The organism is Brevundimonas sp. SS2672 (assembly GCF_059579685.1).
Map to the genome: position 1 here is coordinate 2,368,535 of NZ_CM184201.1, position 23,486 is coordinate 2,392,020.

Genomic DNA, 23,486 nt, shown 5'->3' on the forward strand with positions numbered 1-23,486 from the left:
TGCATCAAGGCTGGTTTGACCCGCTTATGTCTTGATATTCCTGAGGAAGTCTTGGCGGCGCTTTCGTCCGCACGGGAGGAAACGATGAAGTTGCAATTACTTGGCGCAATCACTGCGATCACGCTCATGGGTATTGGCGGCGCTGTCTCGGCTCACGTGTCCAAGACGCCCCAACCCTCGCCCGAATTTTCAGCCAAGCGGACCTTGGTGAAGAAGGTTCGCTACACCTACCAAGAGTGCATGCGAGAAAGCCTGACCATCTGCATGGCTCAACATCCCGACGATCCGCTGGCGAAGATGCAATGTGTTGATGCTCGCCGCGATGCAATCTGCGAAGGTCTTCCCGGCACCCCCTGATCCCGGCGGCCATCGGCTCGGCGACTTCGATGCCGAAGGGCGTCGAAGTCGCTCCCAGGCGGGCCGGCTCGGGCGCATTGATCCAGGAGCAGGACGGCGAACCTTGCGGGCCGCATCGACGATGATCGCTCGCCATCGTCGAACGCGGCAGTCTACCATTGCCGTGACTGCCCAACGTCGAGTTCCGTTCCATGATCTTCCCTCTCCTCAGCGCCGCCTTGGCCGCCATCGTTCAGACGCCCGCCTTCGAGACGCTGGAGCCGATTCCGGCGGCGGCTCAGGGCGAGGCCATTCCCGCCTGCACCGCCGATCGCCGCTGGTGCGCCCTGATCGAGACGGACGAGACGGACGAACAGCTGGTGTTGCGCCTGTATGACGGAACGCCGGACGGCCGTGCGCCCGCGGCCTCCCACCTCATCGAAAGCGAGGCCTCCGAAGGCTTCTGGAAGCCCGGCGTCATTCTGCGCCGCGCCGGAAGCGACGACGTCATCCTCGGCGCCGACATGGAGCTGCAGGCCATGTATTCGGGCGGCGGCGGGATGTCCTCCTACCGGACCCTGGTGCGCTTCACGCCCGGCGAGACGCCGCAGGAAATCCTGACCGTCCCGATGTCCGGCTCGCTGATGATCCGCGCCTGCTTCGGCGAAGAGGACATGAAACAGCGGGCCGGCGCCTGCCATGACGAATATGAGTTCGCCGCCGAGCTGAAGGCCGAGGGCGACGCCTTCCCGCCGCGCCTGACCTACGCCTCGACCGCCGCCACCTTCCCCGGCCGGGTGTCGCGAGACGAGGACTCCCTGGTCAAGCCGCCGCTGAAGCCCGAGGACCTGGTCAAGGCCGTCGACGCCGAATGCACGGTGCAGCGCGTCTTCACTTTCGATCGAGCCGCAAAGGCCTATGTTGCAGACGCGCCCCTGCCCGATTGCAGCGCCTACACCGTTCCCTAGTTTCTCCGAGCCCGCCCGATGTCCTATGTCGCCCGTGACGACCGCCCCGCCGACAAGGCCGAACGCTACGCCGAGGTCGAGGCCGAAATCCTGGCCGTGCTGGACAGCGAGCCGAACCTGACGGCGCGCATGGCCACCGTGGCCTCCATGCTGGCGGACGCCTTTCCCGCCTTCTTCTGGACCGGCTTCTACGTCGTGGACGCGGCCAAGGGCGATGAACTGGTCGTCGGCCCCTATCAGGGCACGCTGGGCTGCCTGCGCATCCCGTTCGGGCGCGGCGTCTGCGGCGCGGCGGCGAAAACGCGCCAGACCCAGGTGGTCGAGGACGTCGACGCCTTCCCCGGCCACATCGCCTGCGACAGCCGCTCGGCCAGCGAGATCGTGGTTCCCGTGCTGGACGCCTCGGGCGCCTTGATCGCTGTGCTGGACGTGGACGCAACCGAAAAGGCCGCCTTCGACGCCGTGGACGCCGAGGCGCTGGAGCGGCTGATGGCCAGGGTGTTCGGCGCGGGGTGAAGCGCGCCTCGTTCCCCTCCGCTCCTCCACTCCTCCACTACTCCACCCTCCGCCCCCTGCCGTCATCCTCGGGCTTGACCCGAGGATCCAGCCGCCCGCGCCCTGGACCTCGCCCGTGAGAAGCGCGACGGCGGCGCATCATCATCAACCGACTGTCCGCACCACGCTGGATTCTCGGGTCAAGCCCGAGGATGACGGCGAAGGGGTCAGGAGCGGGTTCCGACACGACGCCTGCCCCCGCCCGTGCTACCTCCTGCCCCATGCGGATCGGAATCGACTTCGGCGGCACCAAGATCGAGGCGGCGGCGCTGGACGCGGCGGGCGCCTTCGCGGCTCGAGATCCGCGAGCCGAACCCCGGAAGCTATGACGCCGCCATCCGCCTGGTCGCCGACCTGATCGCGCGGGTCGAGGCCGAAGCAGGCCCTGCGCAATCGGTCGGTCTGGCCATTCCCGGATCGCCCTCGCCGCGCACCGGCCTGATCCGCAACGCCAACTCCACCTATCTGAACGGCGCCCCCTTCGGCGCTGATCTGCAGGCCGTGCTGGGCGGCCCGGTGCGGCTGGCCAACGACGCCAACTGCCTGGCCCTGTCCGAGGCCGCCGACGGAGCCGGCGCGGATGCGGCCAGCCTGTTCGGCGTCATCCTGGGCACCGGCTGCGGCGGCGGGCTGGTCATCGACGGCAGGCTGATCGAGGGCGCGCACGCTGTCGCCGCCGAAATCGGCCACATCTCCCTGCCGTGGCCCTCGGCGGACGAGGCGCCCGGCCCCGCCTGCTGGTGCGGCCTGCGGGGCTGCCTCGAGACCTGGATCTCCGGAACCGGCTTCCAGCGCGACCATCAAGCGGCGACCGGTCGGGACTGGAAAGCGCAGGCCGTGGTCGAGGCCGCGCGCGCGGGCGACGCCGGCGCGGCTGACGCACTGGACCGCTACATCGACCGGCTGGGGCGGGCTCTGGCCATGGTCGTCAATCTGGCCGACCCGGAGGTCTTCGTGCTGGGCGGCGGCATGTCGAACGTGGGCGAGCTTTATGACCGCCTGCCCGCCGTCGTGGCCCGCCATGTCTTCTCCGACCACTGGGAGGGGCGGATCGTCCCGGCGAAGTGGGGCGATTCCTCTGGCGTGCGCGGCGCCGCGCGTCTGTGGGACGCCTGATCGTCGATTGATTGGGCCGCGCGCCCCGCTATGGTCCGCGCCGAACCGACAGGAGCAGGAAGCATGAGCCAGAGAGTCGTCGCGATCACCGGCGGATACGGCGCCCTTGGCCGGGCGGTCGTCGAGGCGGCGCAGGCGCGCGGCCTGTCGGTCGCCGTCATCGGCCGCACCCCGCCGCGCCAGCCGAATCCCGACGTGTTCGAGATCAACGGCGTCGACCTGACCGACCCCGCGCAGGCGAAAACCGCAATCGAGTCCGTCGTCGCCCATTTCGGCCGCCTGGACGCCCTGCTGAACATCGCCGGCGGCTTCGTCTGGAGCCCGGTCGAGAGCGATGGCGATGAATTCGACCGGATGCACGCCCTCAACGTCAAGACGACGCTGAACGCCAGCCGCGCCGCCCTGCCCCATCTAAAGGCGTCAAGCGAAGGCCGCATCGTCAACATCGGCGCCAACGGGGCGATCAAGGCCGGGCACGGCATGGGCGCCTACGCCGCCTCCAAGGCTGGGGTCCACCGCCTGACCGAGGCTCTGGCCGAAGAGCTGAAGTCGACCCCGGTGACGGTCAACGCCGTCCTGCCCTCCATCATCGACACGGCGGCCAACCGCGCCGACATGCCCGACGCCGATCCGTCGAAATGGGTCGCGCCCGCCGATCTGGCCGCCGTCATCCTGTTCCTGGCCTCGCCCGAGGCGCGGGCGGTGACCGGCGCCCTGATCCCCGTGACAGGCAAGGTCTGATGCGCGCGCGCAGCGTCCTCTACCTGCCCGCCTCGAATGAAAGAGCGGTGGCGAAGGCGCGCACCCTGCCCTGCGACGTGGCGGTGCTGGATCTGGAGGACGCCGTCGCGCCTGAAATGAAGGCGCAGGCCCGCGCGGCCGCCGTCGCGGCGGCGCACGAGGGCGGCTTCGGCCCGCGCCTCGGCGTGCGGATCAACGGGCTGGACACGCCGTGGGGCGCCGACGACCTGAAAGCGCTGCAAGGCGCCCCGGTCGAGTTGATCGTCGCGCCCAAGGTCGAGAGCGCGGCCATGGTCCACGCCCTGTCGGCGGCGCTGCGCCCCGGCGTCGATCTGTGGGCCATGATCGAGACGCCGCGCGCCCTGGTGGAGTTGCGCGACATCGCCGAAGCGGACGGGGCCTTGAGCGGCCTGATGCTGGGCGTGAACGATCTGGCCAAGGACCTGAAGACCGGCCCCACGCCCGACCGGGAGCCGCTGAAGCCGTGGCTGGCGGCGGTCGTGGCCCACGCCCGCGCCAACGGCCTGAACGTCATCGACGGCGTGTTCAACCGCATCAAGGACGAGGCGGGTTTCGCCGCCGAGTGCGCGCAGGGGCGGCTGTATGGCTTCGACGGCAAGAGCCTGATCCATCCGTCGCAGATCGAGGGGGCGAACGCGGCGTTCGGTCCGTCGCCTGACGAGATCGAATGGGCGCGCAAGGTCGTGGCCGCCTTCGCCGCGCCCGAAGCCGCTGGGCTGGGCGTCCTCCGCGTCGAGGGCGAGATGGTGGAGCGGCTGCATCTGCACGCCGCCGAAACACTTCTGGCCGACCTCTAACTCTCCGCTCATCCCGGCCTCCGCCGGGATGAGCGGTCGTGGGGTAGCGCCCTGACTCTACAAACCGTAGACACCATCCCATGACCGCACCGCTTCCGCCCTCGTCGAAAACCCGCGCCTGGGTCTGTGCGCCGGGGGTGTTGAAGGTACCGTTCCTGTCTGCCTTCCTGCCCGATTACGACCTGTCCGCCCTGCCCGGATCGTCGATCGAGGCCGTCCTCGGCTGGGGCATGAAGCCGACGGCAGAGGCGGGCCGACGCTGGGCGGCGAAGCACGGCAAACCGTATGTGGCGCTGGAGGACGGCTTCCTGCGCTCGGTCGGGATCGGCGAGAGCGGAGCGACCAGCCTCAGTCTCATCGTCGATGATCTGGGCGTCTATTACGACGCCACCCGACCCAGTCGGCTGGAGCATCTGATCCAGACCGCCCCCGACTGGTGCGACGATGCGATGCGCGGTCGGTCGCGCGCGTTGATCGACCGCATCGTCGCCTCCGGCGTGTCCAAGACCAATATGGGCGGGCCGCTGGACGCAAGCCTGCTCAGGCCCGGCCGCCGGGTGCTGATCGTGGACCAGACCTTCGGCGACGCCTCCATCGGCTATGGACTGGCCAGCGAGCAGAGCTTCTCCGACATGCTGGCGACCGCCCGGCGCGACGAGCCGGACGCCCAGTTGATCGTCAAGCGCCACCCCGCCGTGGCCGCAGGGCGCAAGCAGGGCTGCATCCCGGCGGACCAGCTTCAGGGCGTCACCCTGATCGATACGGACGTGCGGCCCGCCGATCTGCTGGCGGCGGTGGATGCGGTCTATGTCGTGACCTCGGCGCTGGGGTTCGAGGCCCTGCTGCGCGGCCTGCCGGTGCGCTGCTTCGGCGCGCCCTTCTATTCGGGCTGGGGTCTGACGACGGACGCCGTCCAGACCGGTCGGCGCGGCGCCCCGCGCGATCTGGAGCAGATCGCGGCGGCGGCCCTGATCGCCTACACCCGCTATGTCGACCCCGTCACCGGCCAGCGGTGCGAGGCCGAACAGGCGCTGGACCGGCTGATCGCCCTGCGCGACCGCGCCGACCGTCTGGCAGGCGACTGGGCCGCCGTCGGCTTCGCCCCGGCCAAGCGGCCGCCGGTGCGCCGCCTGCTGAACTCGCCCAAGGGCCGCGTCCGCTATTTCTGGCGCTCGTCCGCCGCCGTCGCCCATGCGCGGGCGACGGGCGGCAAGCTGATCTGGTGGGCCGGCAAGGAGACGCCGCAGATCCGCGCCGCCGCCGACGCCTTCGAGGGGCCGGTCGTGCGGATGGAGGACGGCTTCATCCGCTCGCGCGGCCTGGGCTCCGACTTCTTCGGCGCCCTGTCGGTCGCCCTGGACGATCAGGGCGTCTATTACGACCCGACCCGGCCCAGCCGTCTGGAGAGCCTGATCGAGGCGGGCGAGCCGTCGCCGGATCAGGCCGCGCGCGCCGAGGCGCTTCGTGTTCGGGTGGTCGAGGCGGGCCTGTCGAAATACAATCTGAAGGGGGCGGGCGTCCCGGCGCACTGGCCCAAGGACAAGCCGATTCTGCTGGTCGTCGGTCAGGTCGAGAACGACCGTTCGATCCTGATGGGCTGCGGGCCGGACCTGCGCACCAACTCCGGCCTGGTGAAGGCGGCGCGGGCGGATCATCCGGACGCCTTCCTGATCTATCGCAACCACCCGGACGTGACGGCGGGCAACCGCCCCGGCCTGCTGGACCATGCGGCGATGGAAGAGGTCGACGCCTCGGCCGACGATCTGGACATCATCGACTGCCTGAACGCCTGCGACCGGCTGGCGACCCTGACCTCCCTGACCGGGTTCGAGGCCCTGATGCGGAATAAGCCGGTCAGCATCTATGGCCGCCCCTTCTATGCCGGATGGGGCCTGACCGACGACCGGCTGAGCTTCGAGCGCCGCACCCGTCGCGCCAGCCTGCAAAACATCATCCACGCCGCCCTGATCGGCTATCCGGTCTATGTCACGCCGGACGGCTGGCCGTGCGAGGCCGAGGATCTGGTCGAGGCCCTGATCGCCGCGCGCGACCATCCCCTGCCCGCCCCGCCGCGCGGCCGCATCAATCGCTGGTGGCGCGGCATAAAGGCCAGTCTCGACCGCAGCCTTCCCCCGGCCTATTGAGGACGTTCGTCATCGCAACGGACTGAGTCCGGCCCGCGAGGCGCCCGAACTTCGCCGCGAGGCGCCGACATAAGGCTTGTCGAGCGCCGGGGACTCCATGTTCCCTCATGCAGCGAGGCGCCGCGCGCCGAGCGTCAGGGAACCATACAGTGAAAAAAGCCGTCATCTCCGCAACCGGCCTGTTCACCCCGGAACAGTCGATCTCGAACGAGGAGCTGGTCGGCGCCTACAACGCCTGGGCCGAAGGCTGGAACGCCGCCAACGCCGAGGCCATCGCCGCCGGAGAGCTGGAGGCCAAGACGCCCTCGTCCGAAGCCTTCATCGAAAAGGCCTCGGGCATCAAGGCGCGCTACGTCATGGACAAGTCGGGGATCATCGACCCCGAGCGGATGTTGCCCCACCTGCCCGCGCGCGGCGACGACGAACTGTCGATCCTGGCCGAGATGGCGGTGAAGGCCGCTGAGGACGCCATCAAGGCCTGGGGCAAGCCGGTCAGCGAGATCGGCGCCGTCATCTGCGCCGCGTCGAACATGCAGCGCCCCTACCCCGCCATGGCTATCGAGGTGCAGCAGGCGCTGGGGATCGAGGGCTTCGCCTTCGACATGAACGTGGCCTGTTCGTCAGCGACCTTCGGCATCAAGACGGCGGCGGACTTCGTGGCCTCGGGATCGGTCAAGGCCGTGCTGATGGTGAACCCGGAAATCTGCTCGGCGCACCTGAACTTCAAGGATCGCGACAGCCACTTCATCTTCGGCGACGTCGCCACCGCCGTCATCATCGAGGCCGAAGATCAGGCCGGGCCGGGCGGCTGGGACATTCTGGGCACGAAGCTTCAGACCAGCTTCTCCAACAACATCCGCAACAATTTCGGCTTCCTGAACCGCGCCGCCCTGCCGACCGACGCGAACGAGCCCGTGTCTTCGGACGGCCTGACCGACAAGATGTTCGTCCAGCAGGGCCGCAAGGTGTTCAAGGAGGTGGTGCCGATGGTCTCGACCATGATCCTGGATCACGCTGCCGAGCTGAAGCTGGACACGCACGGGCTGAAGCGCCTGTGGCTGCACCAGGCCAACATCAACATGAACACCCTGATCGGCAAGAAGGTGCTGGGCCGCGACCCCGCGCCGAGCGAGAACGTCATCATCCTGGACGACTACGCCAACACCTCCTCGGCCGGATCGATCATCGCCTTCCACCTGCACCACGACGGCTTCGCGCCGGGCGATACGGGTCTGATCTGCAGCTTCGGCGCAGGTTATTCGGCGGGCACGGTTTTTGTGCAAAAGCGCCCCTGATCGCCCCGAATAGGAATCAATATTTCCGGCGGCGCTTGCACTGTTCGGAAATTTTTGCAAACCGTTACGCGTCGAGAAACAGGGGGGACGACGCCCGAATGACTCAGACAGCTTTGCCCTGGGCTGAAAAACTCAGTGATCCGCTGGCGCACGACGTGGCGACGGTGCTGCAGCGCATGGGCGGTTCGGCCCATCAGGATATGGTGATCAACTGCGTCGCGGCGCTGAAACGCCAACGCGGCGAGTCGGTGACTCAAGACCTCAAGATGAAGATCATCGAGGTGTTCGAACGCTATCGCGACTTCTTCATCCGCCCCTTCGGCGAGGGCTCCTTGCGCTGGGCCCTAGCGCCGGGCGTCGCCTGACCGCCTCAAAAATCGACCAACGAAAAAGGCCCGCTCCGACTGGAGCGGGCCTTCGTCGTTTCAGACCCTCCGCTTAGAAGCGGCGGATGTAGCTGACCGAATAGGCGTCAGCCTCGCCGCGATCGTCGCGGAAGTCACGACGGGTCCAGTCGGCGCGGACGCCGTTGACGCCGTCCAGGTAGTAGTTGGCGCCGACGCCGTAGTTCCAGCTGTCGCCGCCGACCTTGCTCTCAGAGCCGGCCAGTTCCTGCTTCAGCTCGGTGTGGCCGTAGCCGCCGCGGGCGAACAGCTCCAGCTTGTCGCCGACGGGATACTTGCCGACGACATAGCCGGCGGCGTCCCACTCGTGCTTGATCTGGCCGTCGACGCCGGCGACGGTGATGTCCTTGTCCTTGACCCCCACGCCGACCTCGGTCTCCACGGCCAGGTAGCGGTTCAGGTTGACGCCCAGGCGGCCGGACACGGCGCCGGTCTGGGCCGCATCGCCTTCCATGTGCGTGTAACCCAGCGAACCATAACCGCGCGGCTCGGGATTCGATTGAGCAAACGCCGGAGCGGCGAGAACAGATACAGCGGCGGCGGCGAGAAGAACGTTACGCATTATTTCATACTCCTTAGATGATGTGACTTCTTTGATCACATGCCCCATCCAACGAAGCTTAAATGGTTGCGCCTGCATCCCCGTTCCATAGGCGCATCAACCACGAACGACGAAAGTTACGCGAAAGACACACACGGCGTTACCTAAATGGCGCAAAAGAATGGGCGCGCCCCGCCGGGGAGCGCGCCCAACCGATCCGCCGGGAATCGGATCAGAAACGACGGACGTAGTTGACCGAGTAGACGTCCACTTCGCCGCCGTCGTCGGTGAAGTCGCGACGGGTCCAGTCGCCGCGCAGGCCGTTCTGGCCGTCGAAGTAGTAGTTGGCGCCGACGCCGTAGTTCCAGCTTTCGCCGTCGGCCTTGCGCTCGACCCCGGCCAGTTCGGCCTTCATCTGGGTGGTGCCGTAGCCGCCGCGCGCGAACAGTTCGAAATTGGGCGTGACCGGAAACGTGCCGACCGCATAGGCGGCCAGGTCATAGTCGTGCTCGATCTTGCCCTGGGCCCCGGCGATGGTGAAGTCGTCGTCCTTCACCCCGATCGAGCCTTCGCCCTCGACGCCGAAATAGGGGTTGAGCTTGGCGCCCAGGCGGCCGGTGACGGCGCCGAGATCGCCATCCGAATGGTCCAGCTGCGAATAGCCGAGCGTGCCGTAGTAGGTGGGACCGCCCGGCTGCACGACCTGGGCCGCAGCGGGAAGGGCGAATACAGAAAGGGCGGCGGCGGCGAGAATAACGTTACGCATGAGCTTCAATCACTCCTTATTGCGATGAGCAGGACCGGCCTGACCACCTTGCGGAGAAACAAATCTCAAGCGCCCATAGCCGTTCCCTGTGCTTGAACGAGGGAGCGAGAACTGTGCGGGAGAAGGCACACACCGCGTTCCGTCAAGGGCGACCATTTCAGGGCATGAAAAAGGCGACCCTTTCGGGTCGCCCTTCTCTTGTCGACGATTGAACGGGCCTCAGCGGTCCTTTTCACGCTCCTCGCCCGAACGCGCCGCCAGGGCCGCCTGCGCCGCGGCCAGACGGGCGATCGGCACGCGGTAGGGCGAGCAGGAGACGTAGTCGAGGCCGACCGTCTCGCAGAAGGCGATGGAGGCGGGATCGCCGCCATGCTCGCCGCAGATGCCCATCTTCATGCCCGGCTTGACCGCACGGCCGCGCTCCTCGGCGATGCGGATCAGATCGCCCACGCCGCTCTGGTCCAGACGGACGAAGGGGTCGTTCTCGAAGATGCCCTTGTCCAGATAGGCCTGCAGGAAGTGGCCGGAATCGTCGCGGCTGATGCCGAAGGTCGTCTGCGTCAGGTCGTTGGTGCCGAAGCTGAAGAACTCGGCGTGCTCGGCCAGATCGGCGGCGCGCAGGGCCGCGCGGGGCAGCTCGACCATGGTGCCGACCAGATATTCCACGCTGTCGCCCGCGTCCGCGAAGACGGCCTTGGCCGTGCGGTCGGTCAGTTCGCGCAGATACTTCATCTCCAGCCCAAGGGCGACCAGCGGGTGCATGATCTCCGGGATCGGGGCGACGCCCGAAGACGCCTTCACCTGCAGCGCCGCCTCGAGGATGGCGCGGACCTGCATCTCGTAGATTTCCGGATAGGCCACGCCCAGGCGGCAGCCGCGGTGGCCCAGCATGGGGTTGGTCTCATGCAGTTCGCGGGCGCGGCGCTTCAGCTTGGCCGCGTCCAGGCCTTGCGTCGCCGCCAGGGCGTCGATGTCGGCGTCGGTGTGCGGAATGAACTCGTGCAGCGGCGGGTCCAGCAGGCGCACCGTCACCGGCAGGCCGCTCATGATGGTGAACAGCTCGACGAAGTCGGCCTTCTGGAACGGGGCGATCTTGGCCAGAGCCACGCGGCGGCCCGCCTCGTCGTCGGCCAGGATCATCTCGCGCACGGCGGCGATGCGGGCCTCGTCGAAGAACATGTGCTCGGTGCGCGACAGCCCGATGCCCTCGGCGCCGAAGCCGCGCGCGGTCTTGGCGTCCAGCGGAGTCTCGGCGTTGGCGCGGACCTTCAGGCGGCGGATGCCGTCAGCCCAGCCCATCAGGGTCTGGAAGTCGCCCGTCAGCTCCGGCTCGATCATGGGCACGGCGCCGTCCAGCACCTCGCCCTTGCCGCCGTCGATGGTGATGACCTCGCCCGCCTTGAAGGTGCGGCCGCGCGCGGTGAAGGTTCCGGCCTTCTCATTGATGGCGATCTCGCCCGCGCCCGAGACGCAGGGGCGCCCCATGCCGCGCGCCACGACCGCCGCGTGGCTGGTCATGCCGCCGCGCGCCGTGACGATGCCGCGCGCCGCGTGCATGCCGTGGATGTCTTCGGGGCTGGTCTCGTCGCGGACCAGGATGACGGCGTCGCCCTGCTGGCCCAGACGTTCGGCCTCATCGGCGTCGAAGACGATCTTGCCGGTCGCCGCGCCCGGCGAGGCGGGCAGGCCCGCCGCCACGACGGTGCGCGCCGCCTTGGGGTCCAGCGTCGGGTGCAGCAACTGGTCCAGCGCGGCCGGTTCGACGCGGCTGACCGCCTCGTCCTGAGAGATGACGCCCTCGGAGGCCAGGTCCACGGCGATCTTCAGCGCCGACTTGGCCGTGCGCTTGCCGTTGCGGGTCTGCAGCATCCACAGACGGCCCTGCTCGACCGTGAACTCGATATCCTGCATGTCGCGGTAGTGGCTTTCCAGCCGACCCACCACGTCGACGAACTGGGCGAAGACCTCGGGCATAGCCTCTTCCATCGAGGGAGCCGTTTCGCCCATCTCCTCGCGGCCCGCCTTGGTCAGGGACTGCGGCGTGCGGATGCCCGCCACCACGTCCTCGCCCTGGGCGTTGATCAGGAACTCGCCGTACAGCTTGTTCTCGCCGGTCGAGGGGTTGCGGGTGAAGGCGACGCCGGTGGCCGAGGTCTCGCCCATGTTGCCGAACACCATCGACTGGACGTTGACGGCCGTGCCCCAGCTTTCGGGGATGTCGTGCATGCGGCGATAGAATTTCGCCCGGTCGTTCATCCAGCTTTCGAACACGGCGCCGACGGCGCCCCACAGCTGGGCCTGCGGCTCCTGCGGGAAGGGCTTGCCCAGTTCGCGTTCGACCAGGGCCTTGTAGTCCGCGACCACCTTCTCCCAGTTCTCGGCGGTCAGTTCGGTGTCGACCGAGACGCCCAGGCGATCCTTGTGATCGTCGAGAACCTCTTCGAAATAGTCGTGGCCCAGGCCCAGCACCACGTTGGAGTACATGGTGATGAAGCGGCGATAGGAATCGAAGGCGAAGCGGCGGTCGCCCGACAGCTTGGCCAGACCCTCCACCGTCTCGTCGTTCAGGCCCAGGTTCAGCACAGTGTCCATCATGCCCGGCATGGAGGCGCGGGCGCCCGAACGCACCGACACCAGCAGGGGGTTGGCGGCGTCGCCGAAGGTCTTGCCCACCACGCCCTCGACGTGGGCCAGGGCCGCCTTGACCTGATCGGTCAGATCGGACGGATAGGTTTCCTGGTTGGCGTAATACCAGGTGCAGACCTCGGTGGTGATGGTGAAGCCGGGCGGCACCGGCAGGCCGAGGGACGACATCTCGGCCAGGTTCGCCCCCTTGCCGCCCAGAAGGTTCTTCATCGACGCATCGCCATCGGCGGATCCGCCGCCGAAGCCGTACACCCACTTGGTCATTTCGTAGTTCCTGAACCGTGGTTTTGCGAGGTTGAGTCCCGCCTTATGTGGGGTTTCACTAGCGCGCTGCACCTGCGAAGGCGAGGCCGAAGGCGTAACAATCCGTGAGGGGATGTATCGTTTGGCGCCCCTGCCCTGCCCTAACCTCGTCCAAGCCCCGGAGCGGCCAAAGAAAAATGCCGGCTCGATATCAGATGCGGGTCTTGCCCTTTTCATCCCCGCTCATCCCGGCGGACGCCGGGACCCAGTGAGTAAGCCAAACTGAGGCCTGACTGTGGAGCCCGGAGCCTGAAGCCAAAGCACTGGATCCCGGCGTCCGCCGGGATGAGCGGAAATCAGGCATCTGCGCCAACACACAAGGTGAATTCGGCCAAAGGAAAACGCCCGCCGGTTTCCTGGCGGGCGTTTGCATTCCATGCGTCCTGAGTGGAGGCTCAGGCCGGATCCGTTCAAGCGGCGACGGTGATCGCACCCTCGGCCGGGTCGCGCAGGACATAGCCGCGGCCCCAGACGGTCTCGATGTAGTGCTTGCCGCCCGCAGCCGTCGCCAGCTTCTTGCGCAGCTTGCAAATGAAGACGTCGATGATCTTCAGCTCGGGTTCGTCCATGCCGCCGTACAGGTGGTTCAGGAACATCTCCTTGGTCAGGGTCGTGCCCTTGCGCAGGGAGAGCAACTCCAGCATCTGATATTCCTTGCCGGTCAGATGCACGCGGTGGCCGTTCACCTCGACAGTCTTGGCGTCCAGGTTCACCGCGATCTCGCCGGTGTGGATGATGGCCTGGGCGTGGCCCTTGGAGCGGCGGACCACGGCGTGGGTGCGCGCGATCAGTTCGTCCTTGTGGAACGGCTTGGTCAGATAGTCGTCAGCGCCGCCGCCGAAGGTCTTGACCTTGGTGTCGATCTCATGGCTGCCCGAGAGGATCATCACCGGCGTATTGATCTTGCCGTTGCGCAGCTGACGCAGAACCTCGAGGCCGCTCATGTCCGGCAGGTTCAGGTCCAGCAGAATGAGGTCGTAGTCATAGATCTTGCCCAGATCGATGCCTTCCTCACCCAGGTCGGTGGTGTAGACGTTAAACCCTTCCGACTTCAGCATCAGTTCGATGCTTTGAGCCGTCGCGTGGTCGTCTTCGATCAACAGGACGCGCATTCATGCCCCTCCAGGCAAAGCTTGGGATGGCCGCACATGGCATGCGGCCGGGTAACCTTGTTCCAACGTTAACGGGCCAAAACCTTAAGAAGGGTTAACGCATCCCGATATGAAACGCCTAAGGTGATTTGCGAGATCGCCGTCCAGAGTCCCGAGTCAAGGATTCGTTAATTTATTCGGTGCCGCTCCCTCATTCCCCTGTTGACGTCTGACGCGTCTTCCACAGGGGGCGTGCACAACCGCCCCCGTCAATGCCGTGCCCCGCCTGTCGAAGCGACCGTTTCTGACGCTTCATAGGACAACATTCCTAACCCAACCGCCCGACGCACTCATAATGGCGGCATCCACAGGAATGGCGGGGAGGAAGCGCAGATCATGGAACCCTATCGCGTGCCGGTGACGGAGGGCGACCGCATCCGGGCGGACGCGGCCCTGTCGCTGTCGGGTCTGGCCCTGGGCGTGCCTGTCGCCGAGATGACGCGGCGCGAGCGGGTGCGGCCCAGGGCGTGTCGCGCGCGCTGGTCGGCCATGTATCTGGCGCACGTCTCCTTCGGCTGGCCGCTGGAGCGGGTGGCCCACGCCTTCGGCCTGAACCGGGCGACGGCCGGCGCCGCCTGCCGCTGGGCCGAGGATGAGCGCGACCGTCCCGACTACGACGCCCTGATGGACGGCCTGGAGGGGTCGCTGCGGGCGGTGATGGAGCTGCCCCTGGTCGATCTGGCGCCCGAGATCGGAGCCCTTCGATGAGCCGCCAGCTGGAACGCGCCCGCAGCCTGCTGCAACGCCCCGGCGCCTGGCTGGACCAGGCGAACGGCGCCTATCCCTTGCGCCTTGGCCGCGACCGGCGCAGCCGGGTGGTGCTGACCCTGGACGAGGCCGTCTTCCGCGCCGTGATCGAGCGGCCGGGGCTGCGCCTGCGCGAAGGCGGCGGCTGGCTGCCCCGCGCGGCCAACGACCATGCCCGACCCGCGCCCCCGCCCGGACGCCCCGGCGTCATCGAGGGCGAGCGCGCCATGATGGAGGGCGACGGCCGCCTGACCACCCGCCGCGCCAATCTGGGCGAGAGCCCGATCCTGTGGCTGGCCCGGCGCAAGGACCAGTCGGGCCGTCCGTGGCTGACGCCGGCCGAGGTCGCGGCGGGCGAACGGCTGCGCGCCGAGGCCGAGATCGCGGCCGCCGGACCCTCCCTGACCATGCGCTGGGACGCCTTGCCGACCTCGCGTTCCGGCGGGGGCGTGCGGATCGAACCGGGCGACCGCGCCCTGTCGGCCTCGGCGCGGGTGCAGGCGGCGCTGGACGCCTGCGGCCCGCGTCTGCGCGCCATGGTCGAGCAGGTCTGCATCCACGGCACGTCCCTGCAACTGGCGGAACAGGCCCTGTCCTTGCGCCGCCGACAGGGCAAGACCCTGCTGAAACAGGGATTGCAGGCTCTGGCCGAGCATTACGGCATCGGGTGACGGCGCACGACGATCGGCGAAATACAATCACAGATTGCCGGTCCACGATTACTTAAGCATGGCCGTTCTATCCAGAGACCATCCCCTCGGTCGCCGTGAGCAGACTCCCCATGACGTTCTTCCGCCCAGCCTCGCTTCTTCCTGGTCTGGCGGCGACCGCCCTCGCCGGCGCCGCCGTCGCCCAGACCAGCGCCGAGGATCAGTGGCGTGTGACGGTCAGCCCCTATGTCTGGGCCACTTCGCTGGACGGAAACGTCACGCTGGCGGGCCACAAGGCGCCGGTGGACGTGTCCGCCTCGGACGCCTTCGACCAGCTGGAGAGCGTGGTCATGGGCGACGTCGAGGTGCGCAAGGGCCGCTGGGGCGCCTTCGTCGACTATCAATACGCCAAGACCCATGAGGGCGTGTCCCTGATGGGCGTCCCGGCCGAACTGGGAACCCGCTCGACCACCGTCTCGGGCGGGGTGCTCTTCCGCCTGATCGACGACCCGCTGGGCGGTCGCACCGCCTTCGGCGACGCGCGCAGCTTCCGCGTCGAGCCTCTGGTCGGCGCCCGCTGGAGCCAGCTGCGGGCCGATCTGAACACCCCGCTGGGCGCCGTGCACAAGGGCGCCGAATGGACCGACCTGCTGCTGGGCCTGAGGGTCGAGGGCGACGTGTCCGAGCGCTGGACCCTGCGCGCCCAGGTCGACGCCGGCGGCCTGGGCGACGACGACCGCCACAGCCTGGCCTGGCAGGCCCTGGCCTCCTATCGCACCCCGCTGGCGGGCGGCGCCGTCTCGATCAACGCCGGCTACCGCCTGCTGCATCAGAACTATGAGCAGGACGATTTCACCGGCCAGCGCTTCGACTGGAAGGTGACCCGCCACGGCCCGGTCCTGGGCCTGTCGCTGACCTACTGACCCCTCATCCCCCCGACGATCCCCTCACCTCAGGAGACGACATGCGCAACGGAATGAAGAAGGGCGTCGCCGCCCTGGCCGCCGCCTTCATGGTGGCCGTTCCGGCGGCCGAGGCGTGCACGCGCCTTGTCTACCACGGCCACGACGGCGCCGTGATCACGGCCCGGTCGATGGACTGGAAGGACGAGATCATGACCAATCTCTGGATCTTTCCGCGCGGCATGGCGCGGGACGGGTCCGGCGGTCCCAACTCCCTGACCTGGACGTCCAAATACGGCAGCGTCATCGCCAGCGGCTATGACATCTCGACCGTCGACGGCGTGAACGAGATGGGCCTGGTCGCCAACGTCCTGTGGCTGGTGGAGTCGGAATACCCGGCCTACGACCCGAACAAGCCCGCGCTCAGCATCGCCGCCTGGGCCCAGTACGCCCTCGACAATTTCGCCACCGTGGCCGAGGCGGTCGAAGCCCTGCGCGACGAGCCCTTCGTTCTGGTCAGCGACAATGTGCCGGGTCAGGACCGCCTGACCACCCTGCACCTGTCCCTGTCGGATTCCGGCGGCGACAGCGCCATCTTCGAATACATCGACGGCAAGCTGGTGATCCACCACAGCCGCGACTACCAGGTGATGACCAACTCGCCGACCTTCGACCAGCAGCTGGCGCTGAACACCTATTGGCAGGGCATCGGCGGCACGGTCATGCTGCCGGGCACCAACCGGGCGGCCGACCGCTATGCGCGGGCCGCCTTCTACGTCAACGCCATCCCCAAGTTCGAAGACCAGAACATGGCCCTGGCCAGCGTGTTCAGCGTGATCCGCAACGTCTCGGTGCCGTTCGGCATCTCGACCCCGGACCAGCCGAACATCTCCTCGACCCGCTGGCGGACGGTCGTGGACCACAAGCGCAAGCTGTATTTCTTCGAGTCGGCCCTGACGCCGAACACCTTCTGGGTGGACCTGAAGAAGATCGACTTCTCAGAGCGCGCCCCGGTCAAGCGGCTGGAGCTGGGGGAGAACCAGATCCACACCCATGCAGGCGACGCCACCGCCGAATTCAGCAACGCCCGGGCCTTCCCTTTCCTGGGTCCGCAATCCTGAGGCGCCGGAGCGCGGTCGGGGTTCAGAAGATCCCGACCGCCGCTTCGGCCCAGATCAGCAGCACGGACAGGATCACCGCTGCGGCCAGCATCAGCCGCACCAGCGGAGTCCGCGCCTTCCACAGCAACAGCTCCAGCAGCAGGCCCGCCCCGATCAGCAGGACGGCGGCGAACAGGAAGTCCAGCGCGTCCCAGGCGACCTCGGAGGTGAACTGCATGGCCGCCAGCGGCGTCAGCAGGATCAGCCCGACCGCGCTCCAGCCGGCCGTTCGGATCGGATTGAAGAAGGAGGGCGCGCGTTTCATCAGGACCGACATCGGACCGCTCCGCACAGGATGAGACGTCTCATCATGCGCCCGATCGCGCGCAATCGGAAGCGAAGACACGCACGCGACGCCTCTCCCTCCCCTTCATGGGGAGGGTGGCTGAGCCCGTCAGGGCGAAGTCGGGTGGGGCGGCAAGTCTGTTCGAAACGTCGAGGCCAGGATCGCCCAGCCCTCCCCACCCGGTCGCTTCGCGACCACACTCCCCATGAAGGGGAGGGAGAAGCGTCAGCCAGCCGCCAGCGCCGCTTCGCGGATGCGGCCGACCATGCTGTTCAGGCCGTTGGCGCGTTGCCGCGTCAGGGCCGAAGGCAGGCCCAGACGGTCCAGCGCCGCCCTGGCGTCAAAATCCAGAATCTCGGCCGGGAGCCGCCCCGAATAGAGCCGCAGCAACAGGGCGATGTTGCCCTTCGACAGGGCGCTGTCGCTGTCGGCGTCAAAGAACAGGCGATCGCCCTCGGCCCGCGTCGACAGCCAGACCTGGGCCGCGCAGCCCGGCACCTTGTTCGCCTCGATCCGCGCCTCTTCGGGCAGGGGCGGCAAGTCCTTGCCCAGGTCGATGACGTATTCGATGCGCCCCTCCCAATCGCCCAGCAGGTCGAACTCCTCGACCAGTTCGGCCAGGGTGTCGTCGATGGAGCGGGCGGGAGCGGCGGTGGAAGTCATGGGCGCGACATAGGCCGCGCGCGCCCTCGCCACAACCGCCTCACTCACAACCGGCCCTGCGCTCCCCCGACAGGCGAGCGCGCTAGGGAGCGTCTGGGGCGCGGTCTAGGTTATACGGCTGATTCAACCCTTGCGCCCGGATGGCCGTGACGTCTCGGACCGCCCTTCTCGATCCCATCCGCCGCCCCGAAGCCGCCCAGGCCGGGGACGGCGCCGCCGTGGCCGCCTGGCACGCCGGATGGACGGCGGTCGTCGGGCTGACGGCCCTGGCCGCCGCCTGGCTGGGGCGCCCCCTGGCCGCGCCCGAGGCGCTGGCGCTGGCGGTGACGGCCGCGCCGGGCGTGGCGGGCCTGGCCCTGCTGGCGCGCGACACGACGGCGTTGAGAGCGGGGCTGATGACGCTGTGGGCCCTGGCGGCCCTGACGGCGGCGGGCCTGGCGGGCGGCGCGGCGGGGCCGCTGGCCGGCTTCGTCTTCGCCCCCCTGGCGGCGGGGCTGGCGCTGGGCGGACGGCGCCGCGCGGGCCTCGGCGCCCTGGCCTCGGTCGGCGCGGCCCTGGTCGGCCTGGTCTCCACCCTGGCCGTCGGACCCGCGACGCCGGGCGGCGGCCTGGCCGGCGCCTCGGCCCTGATCACGGCGGGCGCCGCCCTGCTCGGCCTGGTTCTGGGCCTTCGTCGCCAGACGCGCCGCCTTTCCCTCGCCGAGGCCGCCGTGGCGCGGGTCGAGGCCGTCCTGTCCGGTCAGCCGGGCCTGACCCTGACGCTGGACGCCGAAGGCCGCCATCGCGCCCTGTCCGCCTATGGCGCCGCGCCCGCCGCCCTGCCCGTCGATCTGCTGTTTGAGGACGGGCTGCTGGCCGTCGTGGACGAGGCCGACCGTCCCGCCGTCATCGCCGCCCTGGCCCGCGCGCGCGGCGGCGCCGAGGCCCAGGTCCGCTTCACCCCGCGCCTGGCGCTGGACCGCCGCATCCTGCTGGTCGCCCGACGGCTCGATAAGGGGCCGCGCCTGATCGTCCAGGCGTTGGACGCCACCTTGCAGCACGCGCGCGAGGCCGAGCTGGACGCCGCCCGCGCCGAGGCCGAGACCCAGAACCTCGGCAAGACCCGCTTCCTGGCCCACATGAGCCATGAGCTGCGCACCCCGCTGAACGCCGTGGTCGGCTTCTCCGACGCCATGCGGCAGGAGCTGTTCGGCCCCGTCCCGCCGCGCTACGCCGACTACGCCGCCTCGATCCACGAAGCGGGCGGCCACCTGCTGGACCTGATCAACGACGTGCTGGACGTCAGCCGCATCGAGGCCGACCGCTATGAGCTGTCGCTGGAACGCTTCGACGCGCGTGAGCCGGTGCTGGCGGCGCTGGCCCTGGTGCGCATTCAGGCCGACGACAAGGGCGTCGAACTGGCCGCCGTCCTGCCGCCCGAGGCGCTGAGCGTCCGCGCCGACCGTCGCGCGCTGAAGCAGATGGCGCTGAACCTGCTGGCCAATGCGGTGAAGTTCACCCCGCCGGGCGGGACGGTCACCGTGTCGGTTCAGGCGGCGGATGATGCGTTGGAGGTGACGGTGGCCGACACCGGCGTCGGCATCTCGGCCGAAGATCTGGCGCGTCTAGGCCGCCCCTATGAGCAGGCCGGCGACGCCGAACAGCGGGCGCAGGGTTCAGGGCTGGGGCTGGCGCTGGTGCGCGCCCTGGCCGGGCTCCACGGGGGAACGCTGGCGCTGGACAGCGCTCTGGGCGTCGGCACGGCGGCGACGGTGCGTCTGCCGCTCGAGACGCCGGACGCCTGAACCTCAGACGCGCGAGGCGGCCAGCTTCAGACCGAAGCCGATGAAGACGACGCCCACCACCCGGTCCATCGTCCGCACCACGGTCGGGCGACGCAGAAACCGGCCCAGCGGGGCCGTCGCCAGGATCAGCCCGGCGAACCAGACGATGGTCAGCGCCACATGGACCCCCACCAGGAAGAAGGTGAAGGCCGCCACATTGGCCCCCTGCGGGACGAACTGGGGCAGGAAGGTCACGTAGAAGACGCCGATCTTGGGGTTCAGCAGATTGGTCAGCAGGCCGCGCCGGAAGGCGACGGGACCACTGGGGGGTAATGCGGCGCCCGGCTCGCCCAGGCTCCTGCGCGGCTTGAACAGCATCTGCGCGCCGAGCCAGACCAGATAGGCCGCGCCCGCCCACTTCACCACCGTATAGGCCAGCTCCGACACCCGCAGCAGCGCCCCGAACCCCAGCGACACCGCCGCGCCCCAGATCAGACAGCCCAGCAGGATGCCCGCCCCGGCGAAGACGGCCGAACGCCCGCCTTCGGCCGCCGCCGAGCGCAGCACCATGGCCGTGTCCACCCCCGGCGTGATCGTCAGAATGGTGATGGCGACCAGGAAGGCGGCGAACAGGGCGGGATCGAACATGGGCGCACTAGATCATGCGCGGAGCGAAGGTGACAACGTCCGATCTCAACCCGGCCGCCTCATCCCTCCATGCGGTCGCGGTAGCCGCGCGCGTCCAGCGCCCTCAACGCCGCCGTGAGAACCGCCTCAAGCTCCAGTCCCAGATCCTGATCCAGCGACCGCGCCGCCCGCCTGGTCGCGCGCCATTGATCGGTCAGGGCCGGCAAGGCCGCGCGCGCCTGATCCGACAGCATGACCGCGCGCTGTCGTCCGTCCGCCGCACGGCCGGAAACCAGCCATCCCTCGCGGGTCATCTGCGCCGCCGTCTGACTGAGCGCCGAATGGGTCAGGCCCGCGGCCTCGGCCAGGGCCTTGATGCTGAGCGCCCTCGGTTCTTCCGCCGCCCGCTCGGCCTCCATCAGGGCGCGCATGATCACCGTATAGCGCGGCCTGAACGCCAGCCCGCGCGCGGCGTAGGCGGCCTCCACCTCGCCGTCGAGACGGTCGGCCAGACGCCGCAGCAGGGCTCCAAGACTTGACGGGCGTTCGGACATGGCCTCATAAATATATAAGGGCTGTTATAAATCAACCCATGCGAGGCCCCATGCTCTCCGCGCTTGTCCATCCCTTCCTGGCCGTCGCCCTGACGACCTGCCCCCTGCAGGTCGAGGTTCTGAACGCCGCCGCCGACCGCATAGGAGCCGGCTACATCACCCAGACCGAGGGGCAGGCCGTGGCGCGCCGCGTCCGCGACTGGGCCGCGGAGGGGCGCTATGCCGAACAATGCGACGACCCGGCCGCCTTCGCCGAGGCGGCGACGCGCGACCTGCGCACGCTGGACGGGCACTTCCGCCTGACGCCCCCGCCGCCTTCAGGACCGTCAACCGGTCCCGCCCCCGCCTCCCTGCAGGCCTGGCGCGACGAGGCCCGCGCCGCAGGCGGCGGCGTGCGCGAGGTGCGGGTGCTGGAGGGCAACATCGGCTATCTGCGGCTCAGCGCCTTCTATCCCTGGGACCTGGTCGAGACGCGCCTGGCCGCCGCCCTGACCCTGTTGGGAGATGTCGACGGCCTCATCATCGACCTGCGCCGCAACGGCGGCGGGGATGGACGCACGGCCGATCAACTGGTCGCCAGTCTGCTGCCCGAAGGGGCCGCGTTCGGCTGGATCGAACGACGCGAGGGCCGGCTTCCTCACGCCGCGCCGCCCCGCGCCCTGCCCGCCGTCCGGACCGACACGCCGGTCGCCGTCCTGATCGATCGCCGCTCAGGCTCGGCGGCCGAGTTCACCGCCTATACGCTGCAGGCGGTCGGGCGGGCCGAGGTGATCGGCGACCGGTCGGGCGGCGCCGCCCACATGCTGGGACCGCCGCAGCCCCTGCCCCACGGCTACGCCGTCAGCGTGCCGGACGCCCGCCCCGTCAACGCCGTCACGGGAAAGAACTGGGAAGGCGGCGGCGTCCGTCCCGACGCGCCCGGCGGCGACGATCCCCTGCTGACCGCCCGCGACCGCCTGCTGGCGAAGCTGGGCCGAACGCCGCAGACCTGAACGGCCGCCTAGACCGGCCCCATGGCCAGGAAGGCGCGGGCGGCGGCGAAGTCGCCCGCCTCGAAACGGGCGGTCGCCACGCTGTCGTCGCGGAACAGGAACTCGATCAGAAAGGGCTCGCGCGGGTCCAGCGCCGCCAGAGCCTCGGCCGCGCTGTCGGGAAAGCGCCAGACTTCGCCCGCCCGCGCGCCGGACGCCAGCAGATCGCGCGGCGCGATGTCGGAACCGGCGGCGAAGACGGCGCGGCGCGCGGCCTCGGGCGGCAGGCCGTCCGTGCCCAGCCACGGCCGGGGTGAGCGCGACGCGTCGCGCATGACGATACGCGCGGCATAGGGCCGGGGCTTGCCGACGAAGGAGACGACCGCCGCCGGGCGCGCATCCTGGGGCGCTCTGCCGGTCAGGCCGAACCGCACGGGCGAGGCGCCGGTCGCCCCGTCCTGAAACAGACGCCAGCCGTCGCGGGCGCTTTCGAAACGGTCGGCGCTCCAGCCGGCCTTGTCGCCGGGGAAGTTGATCCGCGCCGCGCGCGACCATCCGGCGAAGGCGTGGCGCACCCGCGTCTTGACCCGGTCCAACTCGGCGTCGTTGCAGGGAGTAGCTGCGGCTCGCGCCTTGGCCCGCCCGGCCGTGGCGGCCAGTTCGGTCGCCGGGCGTCCGGCGCGCAGGGCCGCTCCGCGCGCCTGCAGGGTCGCCGTCTCCAGCGCCTGGGTCAGACGCGGCTCGAACAGGCGGCACTTGTCCTGCGCCGCCCGCACGAAGGCGCGCTCATAATAGACGTCGCCGGCCGCGGTCGCCGTCCCCGCCGCGAGGGTCAGGGCGACGATCGCGGCCAGCGTTCTGCTGACTATGCGGGGCGACGGCGCTATCTTCATGGCCCCACCCTAGCCGCCGCCGGTTCCGGGTCCGTGTCCAAACAGGGTGAACCAATTGCTTCTTTCCACTGACGTCTGGGTCGGCGCCCTGATCCGCCGCGCCGAACTGGAGGGCGCCAACGCCGTGGTGGTGAAGAAGGGCGACGCCCGCGCCGGGGCCGTCATCGTCAAGGCCTATGACACCGCGACCCGCACCGCCCGCCTGTGGACCGAGGCGACCGGCCAGGACGGCGAACCCCTGTGGATCCAACCCGTCGCCAGCGAGACCGAGAGCGAACTGGACGCCTATCTGGATCGCCAGCGCCGCTACGACCCCGACCTCTGGATCGTCGAGATCGAGGACCGGCAGGGCCGCCACTTCCTGACCGAGAAGACGCAAGGCTAATCGTTGAACCCTCTCCCGATGGGAGAGGGCTTGAGCTTCGGAGAGCCGAAGGCGAGCCGCTAAGCGAAAGGGTGAGGGTTCACGGGCGACGTCGGCTGTAG

The 23,486-nt window shown here is 69.0% G+C and carries 24 protein-coding genes and 1 pseudogene; 16 read left to right on the forward strand and 9 right to left on the reverse strand.

What is annotated here, in order from left to right; all coding sequences use genetic code 11:
- Positions 1-84 precede the first annotated feature (84 nt).
- The 9 genes and pseudogenes from AC52GN_RS12025 to AC52GN_RS12065 all read left to right on the forward strand — a co-directional run bounded on the left by AC52GN_RS12025 (position 85) and on the right by AC52GN_RS12065 (position 8,338).
- Positions 85-357: a hypothetical protein gene (locus AC52GN_RS12025; protein WP_496527228.1), complete on the forward strand. Its 273-nt coding sequence runs from the start codon at positions 85-87 to the stop codon at positions 355-357.
- Between the two features lie 191 nt (positions 358-548).
- Positions 549-1,304 carry a hypothetical protein gene (locus AC52GN_RS12030; protein WP_496527229.1) on the forward strand — a complete coding sequence of 252 codons (756 nt, stop codon included), beginning with the start codon at positions 549-551 and terminating at the stop codon, positions 1,302-1,304.
- A gap of 18 nt (positions 1,305-1,322) precedes the next feature.
- Positions 1,323-1,820, forward strand: coding sequence for a GAF domain-containing protein (locus tag AC52GN_RS12035; RefSeq protein WP_496527230.1), 498 nt, complete (start codon positions 1,323-1,325; stop codon positions 1,818-1,820).
- A 260-nt stretch (positions 1,821-2,080) separates the two neighbouring features.
- Positions 2,081-2,975 (forward strand): annotated as a pseudogene (locus tag AC52GN_RS12040) (ROK family protein).
- A 63-nt stretch (positions 2,976-3,038) separates the two neighbouring features.
- Entirely contained in the window at positions 3,039-3,716 is a 678-nt protein-coding gene (locus AC52GN_RS12045; RefSeq protein WP_496527231.1) for an SDR family NAD(P)-dependent oxidoreductase, read from the forward strand.
- Positions 3,716-4,534: an HpcH/HpaI aldolase/citrate lyase family protein gene (locus AC52GN_RS12050; RefSeq protein WP_496527232.1), complete on the forward strand. Its 819-nt coding sequence runs from the start codon at positions 3,716-3,718 to the stop codon at positions 4,532-4,534. Before AC52GN_RS12045 ends, AC52GN_RS12050 begins: the two co-directional genes overlap by 1 nt.
- Positions 4,535-4,614: 80 nt before the next feature.
- Positions 4,615-6,678, forward strand: coding sequence for a capsule polysaccharide biogenesis protein (locus tag AC52GN_RS12055; RefSeq protein ID WP_496527233.1), 2,064 nt, complete (start codon positions 4,615-4,617; stop codon positions 6,676-6,678).
- Positions 6,679-6,827: 149 nt separating this feature from the next.
- The gene (locus tag AC52GN_RS12060; protein WP_496527234.1) at positions 6,828-7,973 is read left to right on the forward strand and encodes a beta-ketoacyl-ACP synthase III; all 1,146 of its coding nucleotides are present in this window, start codon (positions 6,828-6,830) and stop codon (positions 7,971-7,973) included.
- Positions 7,974-8,071: 98 nt separating this feature from the next.
- Positions 8,072-8,338 (forward strand): hypothetical protein, encoded by a 267-nt coding sequence (locus AC52GN_RS12065; protein WP_291777814.1) that lies wholly within the window; start codon positions 8,072-8,074, stop codon positions 8,336-8,338.
- A 73-nt stretch (positions 8,339-8,411) separates the two neighbouring features.
- On the opposite strand, the gene AC52GN_RS12070 is transcribed toward AC52GN_RS12065, so the two are convergent.
- From AC52GN_RS12070 to ctrA, 4 genes are all read right to left on the reverse strand, one after another.
- Positions 8,412-8,939, reverse strand: a complete 528-nt coding sequence (locus tag AC52GN_RS12070; protein ID WP_040346021.1) for a porin family protein — start codon at positions 8,937-8,939, stop codon at positions 8,412-8,414.
- 211 nt (positions 8,940-9,150) lie between these two features.
- A complete protein-coding gene (locus AC52GN_RS12075; RefSeq protein WP_496527235.1) occupies positions 9,151-9,684 on the reverse strand; it encodes a porin family protein in 534 nt (177 codons plus the stop codon).
- 219 nt (positions 9,685-9,903) lie between these two features.
- The gene (gene ppdK, locus AC52GN_RS12080; protein WP_496527236.1) at positions 9,904-12,594 is read right to left on the reverse strand and encodes a pyruvate, phosphate dikinase; all 2,691 of its coding nucleotides are present in this window, start codon (positions 12,592-12,594) and stop codon (positions 9,904-9,906) included.
- 449 nt (positions 12,595-13,043) lie between these two features.
- On the reverse strand, positions 13,044-13,745 hold the full coding sequence (gene ctrA / locus AC52GN_RS12085; protein WP_003165857.1) for a response regulator transcription factor CtrA: 702 nt from the start codon (positions 13,743-13,745) through the stop codon (positions 13,044-13,046).
- A 375-nt stretch (positions 13,746-14,120) separates the two neighbouring features.
- On the opposite strand from ctrA, the gene AC52GN_RS12090 reads away from it, so the two are divergent.
- From AC52GN_RS12090 to AC52GN_RS12105, 4 genes are all read left to right on the forward strand, one after another.
- Complete coding sequence (locus tag AC52GN_RS12090; protein WP_496527237.1) at positions 14,121-14,492, forward strand: chromosomal replication initiator DnaA; 372 nt, start codon at positions 14,121-14,123, stop codon at positions 14,490-14,492.
- Positions 14,489-15,202, forward strand: coding sequence for a DUF6456 domain-containing protein (locus tag AC52GN_RS12095; RefSeq protein WP_496527238.1), 714 nt, complete (start codon positions 14,489-14,491; stop codon positions 15,200-15,202). The genes AC52GN_RS12090 and AC52GN_RS12095 overlap by 4 nt, the downstream gene beginning before the upstream one ends.
- 110 nt (positions 15,203-15,312) lie before the next feature.
- Complete coding sequence (locus AC52GN_RS12100) at positions 15,313-16,104, forward strand: hypothetical protein (protein WP_453989530.1); 792 nt, start codon at positions 15,313-15,315, stop codon at positions 16,102-16,104.
- Between the two features lie 41 nt (positions 16,105-16,145).
- Positions 16,146-17,204, forward strand: coding sequence for a linear amide C-N hydrolase (locus AC52GN_RS12105; protein WP_496527239.1), 1,059 nt, complete (start codon positions 16,146-16,148; stop codon positions 17,202-17,204).
- A gap of 22 nt (positions 17,205-17,226) precedes the next feature.
- Here AC52GN_RS12105 and AC52GN_RS12110 read toward each other — a convergent pair whose 3' ends face one another.
- Complete coding sequence (locus AC52GN_RS12110) at positions 17,227-17,520, reverse strand: hypothetical protein (RefSeq protein ID WP_496527240.1); 294 nt, start codon at positions 17,518-17,520, stop codon at positions 17,227-17,229.
- Positions 17,521-17,754: 234 nt separating this feature from the next.
- Positions 17,755-18,192, reverse strand: a complete 438-nt coding sequence (locus AC52GN_RS12115) for a SufE family protein (RefSeq protein ID WP_496527241.1) — start codon at positions 18,190-18,192, stop codon at positions 17,755-17,757.
- A 146-nt stretch (positions 18,193-18,338) separates the two neighbouring features.
- On the opposite strand from AC52GN_RS12115, the gene AC52GN_RS12120 reads away from it, so the two are divergent.
- A complete protein-coding gene (locus tag AC52GN_RS12120) occupies positions 18,339-19,976 on the forward strand; it encodes a sensor histidine kinase (RefSeq protein ID WP_496527242.1) in 1,638 nt (545 codons plus the stop codon).
- Between the two features lie 3 nt (positions 19,977-19,979).
- On the opposite strand, the gene AC52GN_RS12125 is transcribed toward AC52GN_RS12120, so the two are convergent.
- Together AC52GN_RS12125 and AC52GN_RS12130 are read right to left on the reverse strand one after the other, a co-directional pair.
- Positions 19,980-20,603: a LysE family translocator gene (locus AC52GN_RS12125; protein ID WP_496527243.1), complete on the reverse strand. Its 624-nt coding sequence runs from the start codon at positions 20,601-20,603 to the stop codon at positions 19,980-19,982.
- Positions 20,604-20,662: 59 nt separating this feature from the next.
- The gene (locus AC52GN_RS12130) at positions 20,663-21,136 is read right to left on the reverse strand and encodes a MarR family transcriptional regulator (protein WP_496527244.1); all 474 of its coding nucleotides are present in this window, start codon (positions 21,134-21,136) and stop codon (positions 20,663-20,665) included.
- A gap of 50 nt (positions 21,137-21,186) precedes the next feature.
- Between AC52GN_RS12130 and AC52GN_RS12135 the strand changes: the two genes are divergently transcribed.
- A complete protein-coding gene (locus tag AC52GN_RS12135; RefSeq protein ID WP_496527245.1) occupies positions 21,187-22,128 on the forward strand; it encodes a S41 family peptidase in 942 nt (313 codons plus the stop codon).
- Between the two features lie 8 nt (positions 22,129-22,136).
- On the opposite strand, the gene AC52GN_RS12140 is transcribed toward AC52GN_RS12135, so the two are convergent.
- Positions 22,137-23,000 (reverse strand): hypothetical protein, encoded by an 864-nt coding sequence (locus tag AC52GN_RS12140; RefSeq protein WP_496527246.1) that lies wholly within the window; start codon positions 22,998-23,000, stop codon positions 22,137-22,139.
- A gap of 55 nt (positions 23,001-23,055) precedes the next feature.
- Here AC52GN_RS12140 and AC52GN_RS12145 point away from each other — a divergent pair, with 55 nt between their 5' ends.
- Complete coding sequence (locus tag AC52GN_RS12145) at positions 23,056-23,385, forward strand: DUF1491 family protein (RefSeq protein ID WP_427789021.1); 330 nt, start codon at positions 23,056-23,058, stop codon at positions 23,383-23,385.
- The last annotated feature ends 101 nt before the right edge of the window (positions 23,386-23,486 follow it).

Bases quoted from the DNA above. Each gene is read 5' to 3' on its own strand.
- AC52GN_RS12035 (WP_496527230.1), top strand. From the start codon at position 1,323: ATGTCCTATGTCGCCCGTGACGACCGCCCCGCCGACAAGGCCGAACGC.
- ppdK (WP_496527236.1), bottom strand. From the start codon at position 12,594: ATGACCAAGTGGGTGTACGGCTTCGGCGGCGGATCCGCCGATGGCGAT.
- AC52GN_RS12095 (WP_496527238.1), top strand. From the start codon at position 14,489: ATGAGCCGCCAGCTGGAACGCGCCCGCAGCCTGCTGCAACGCCCCGGC.
- AC52GN_RS12110 (WP_496527240.1), bottom strand. From the start codon at position 17,520: ATGTCGGTCCTGATGAAACGCGCGCCCTCCTTCTTCAATCCGATCCGA.
- AC52GN_RS12045 (WP_496527231.1), top strand. From the start codon at position 3,039: ATGAGCCAGAGAGTCGTCGCGATCACCGGCGGATACGGCGCCCTTGGC.
- AC52GN_RS12070 (WP_040346021.1), bottom strand. From the start codon at position 8,939: ATGCGTAACGTTCTTCTCGCCGCCGCCGCTGTATCTGTTCTCGCCGCT.
- AC52GN_RS12075 (WP_496527235.1), bottom strand. From the start codon at position 9,684: ATGCGTAACGTTATTCTCGCCGCCGCCGCCCTTTCTGTATTCGCCCTT.
- ctrA (WP_003165857.1), bottom strand. From the start codon at position 13,745: ATGCGCGTCCTGTTGATCGAAGACGACCACGCGACGGCTCAAAGCATC.
- AC52GN_RS12115 (WP_496527241.1), bottom strand. From the start codon at position 18,192: ATGACTTCCACCGCCGCTCCCGCCCGCTCCATCGACGACACCCTGGCC.
- AC52GN_RS12125 (WP_496527243.1), bottom strand. From the start codon at position 20,603: ATGTTCGATCCCGCCCTGTTCGCCGCCTTCCTGGTCGCCATCACCATT.
- AC52GN_RS12100 (WP_453989530.1), top strand. From the start codon at position 15,313: ATGACGTTCTTCCGCCCAGCCTCGCTTCTTCCTGGTCTGGCGGCGACC.
- AC52GN_RS12140 (WP_496527246.1), bottom strand. From the start codon at position 23,000: ATGAAGATAGCGCCGTCGCCCCGCATAGTCAGCAGAACGCTGGCCGCG.
- AC52GN_RS12050 (WP_496527232.1), top strand. From the start codon at position 3,716: ATGCGCGCGCGCAGCGTCCTCTACCTGCCCGCCTCGAATGAAAGAGCG.
- AC52GN_RS12055 (WP_496527233.1), top strand. From the start codon at position 4,615: ATGACCGCACCGCTTCCGCCCTCGTCGAAAACCCGCGCCTGGGTCTGT.
- AC52GN_RS12130 (WP_496527244.1), bottom strand. From the start codon at position 21,136: ATGTCCGAACGCCCGTCAAGTCTTGGAGCCCTGCTGCGGCGTCTGGCC.
- AC52GN_RS12065 (WP_291777814.1), top strand. From the start codon at position 8,072: ATGACTCAGACAGCTTTGCCCTGGGCTGAAAAACTCAGTGATCCGCTG.
- AC52GN_RS12105 (WP_496527239.1), top strand. From the start codon at position 16,146: ATGCGCAACGGAATGAAGAAGGGCGTCGCCGCCCTGGCCGCCGCCTTC.
- AC52GN_RS12025 (WP_496527228.1), top strand. From the start codon at position 85: ATGAAGTTGCAATTACTTGGCGCAATCACTGCGATCACGCTCATGGGT.
- AC52GN_RS12030 (WP_496527229.1), top strand. From the start codon at position 549: ATGATCTTCCCTCTCCTCAGCGCCGCCTTGGCCGCCATCGTTCAGACG.
- AC52GN_RS12090 (WP_496527237.1), top strand. From the start codon at position 14,121: ATGGAACCCTATCGCGTGCCGGTGACGGAGGGCGACCGCATCCGGGCG.
- AC52GN_RS12135 (WP_496527245.1), top strand. From the start codon at position 21,187: ATGCTCTCCGCGCTTGTCCATCCCTTCCTGGCCGTCGCCCTGACGACC.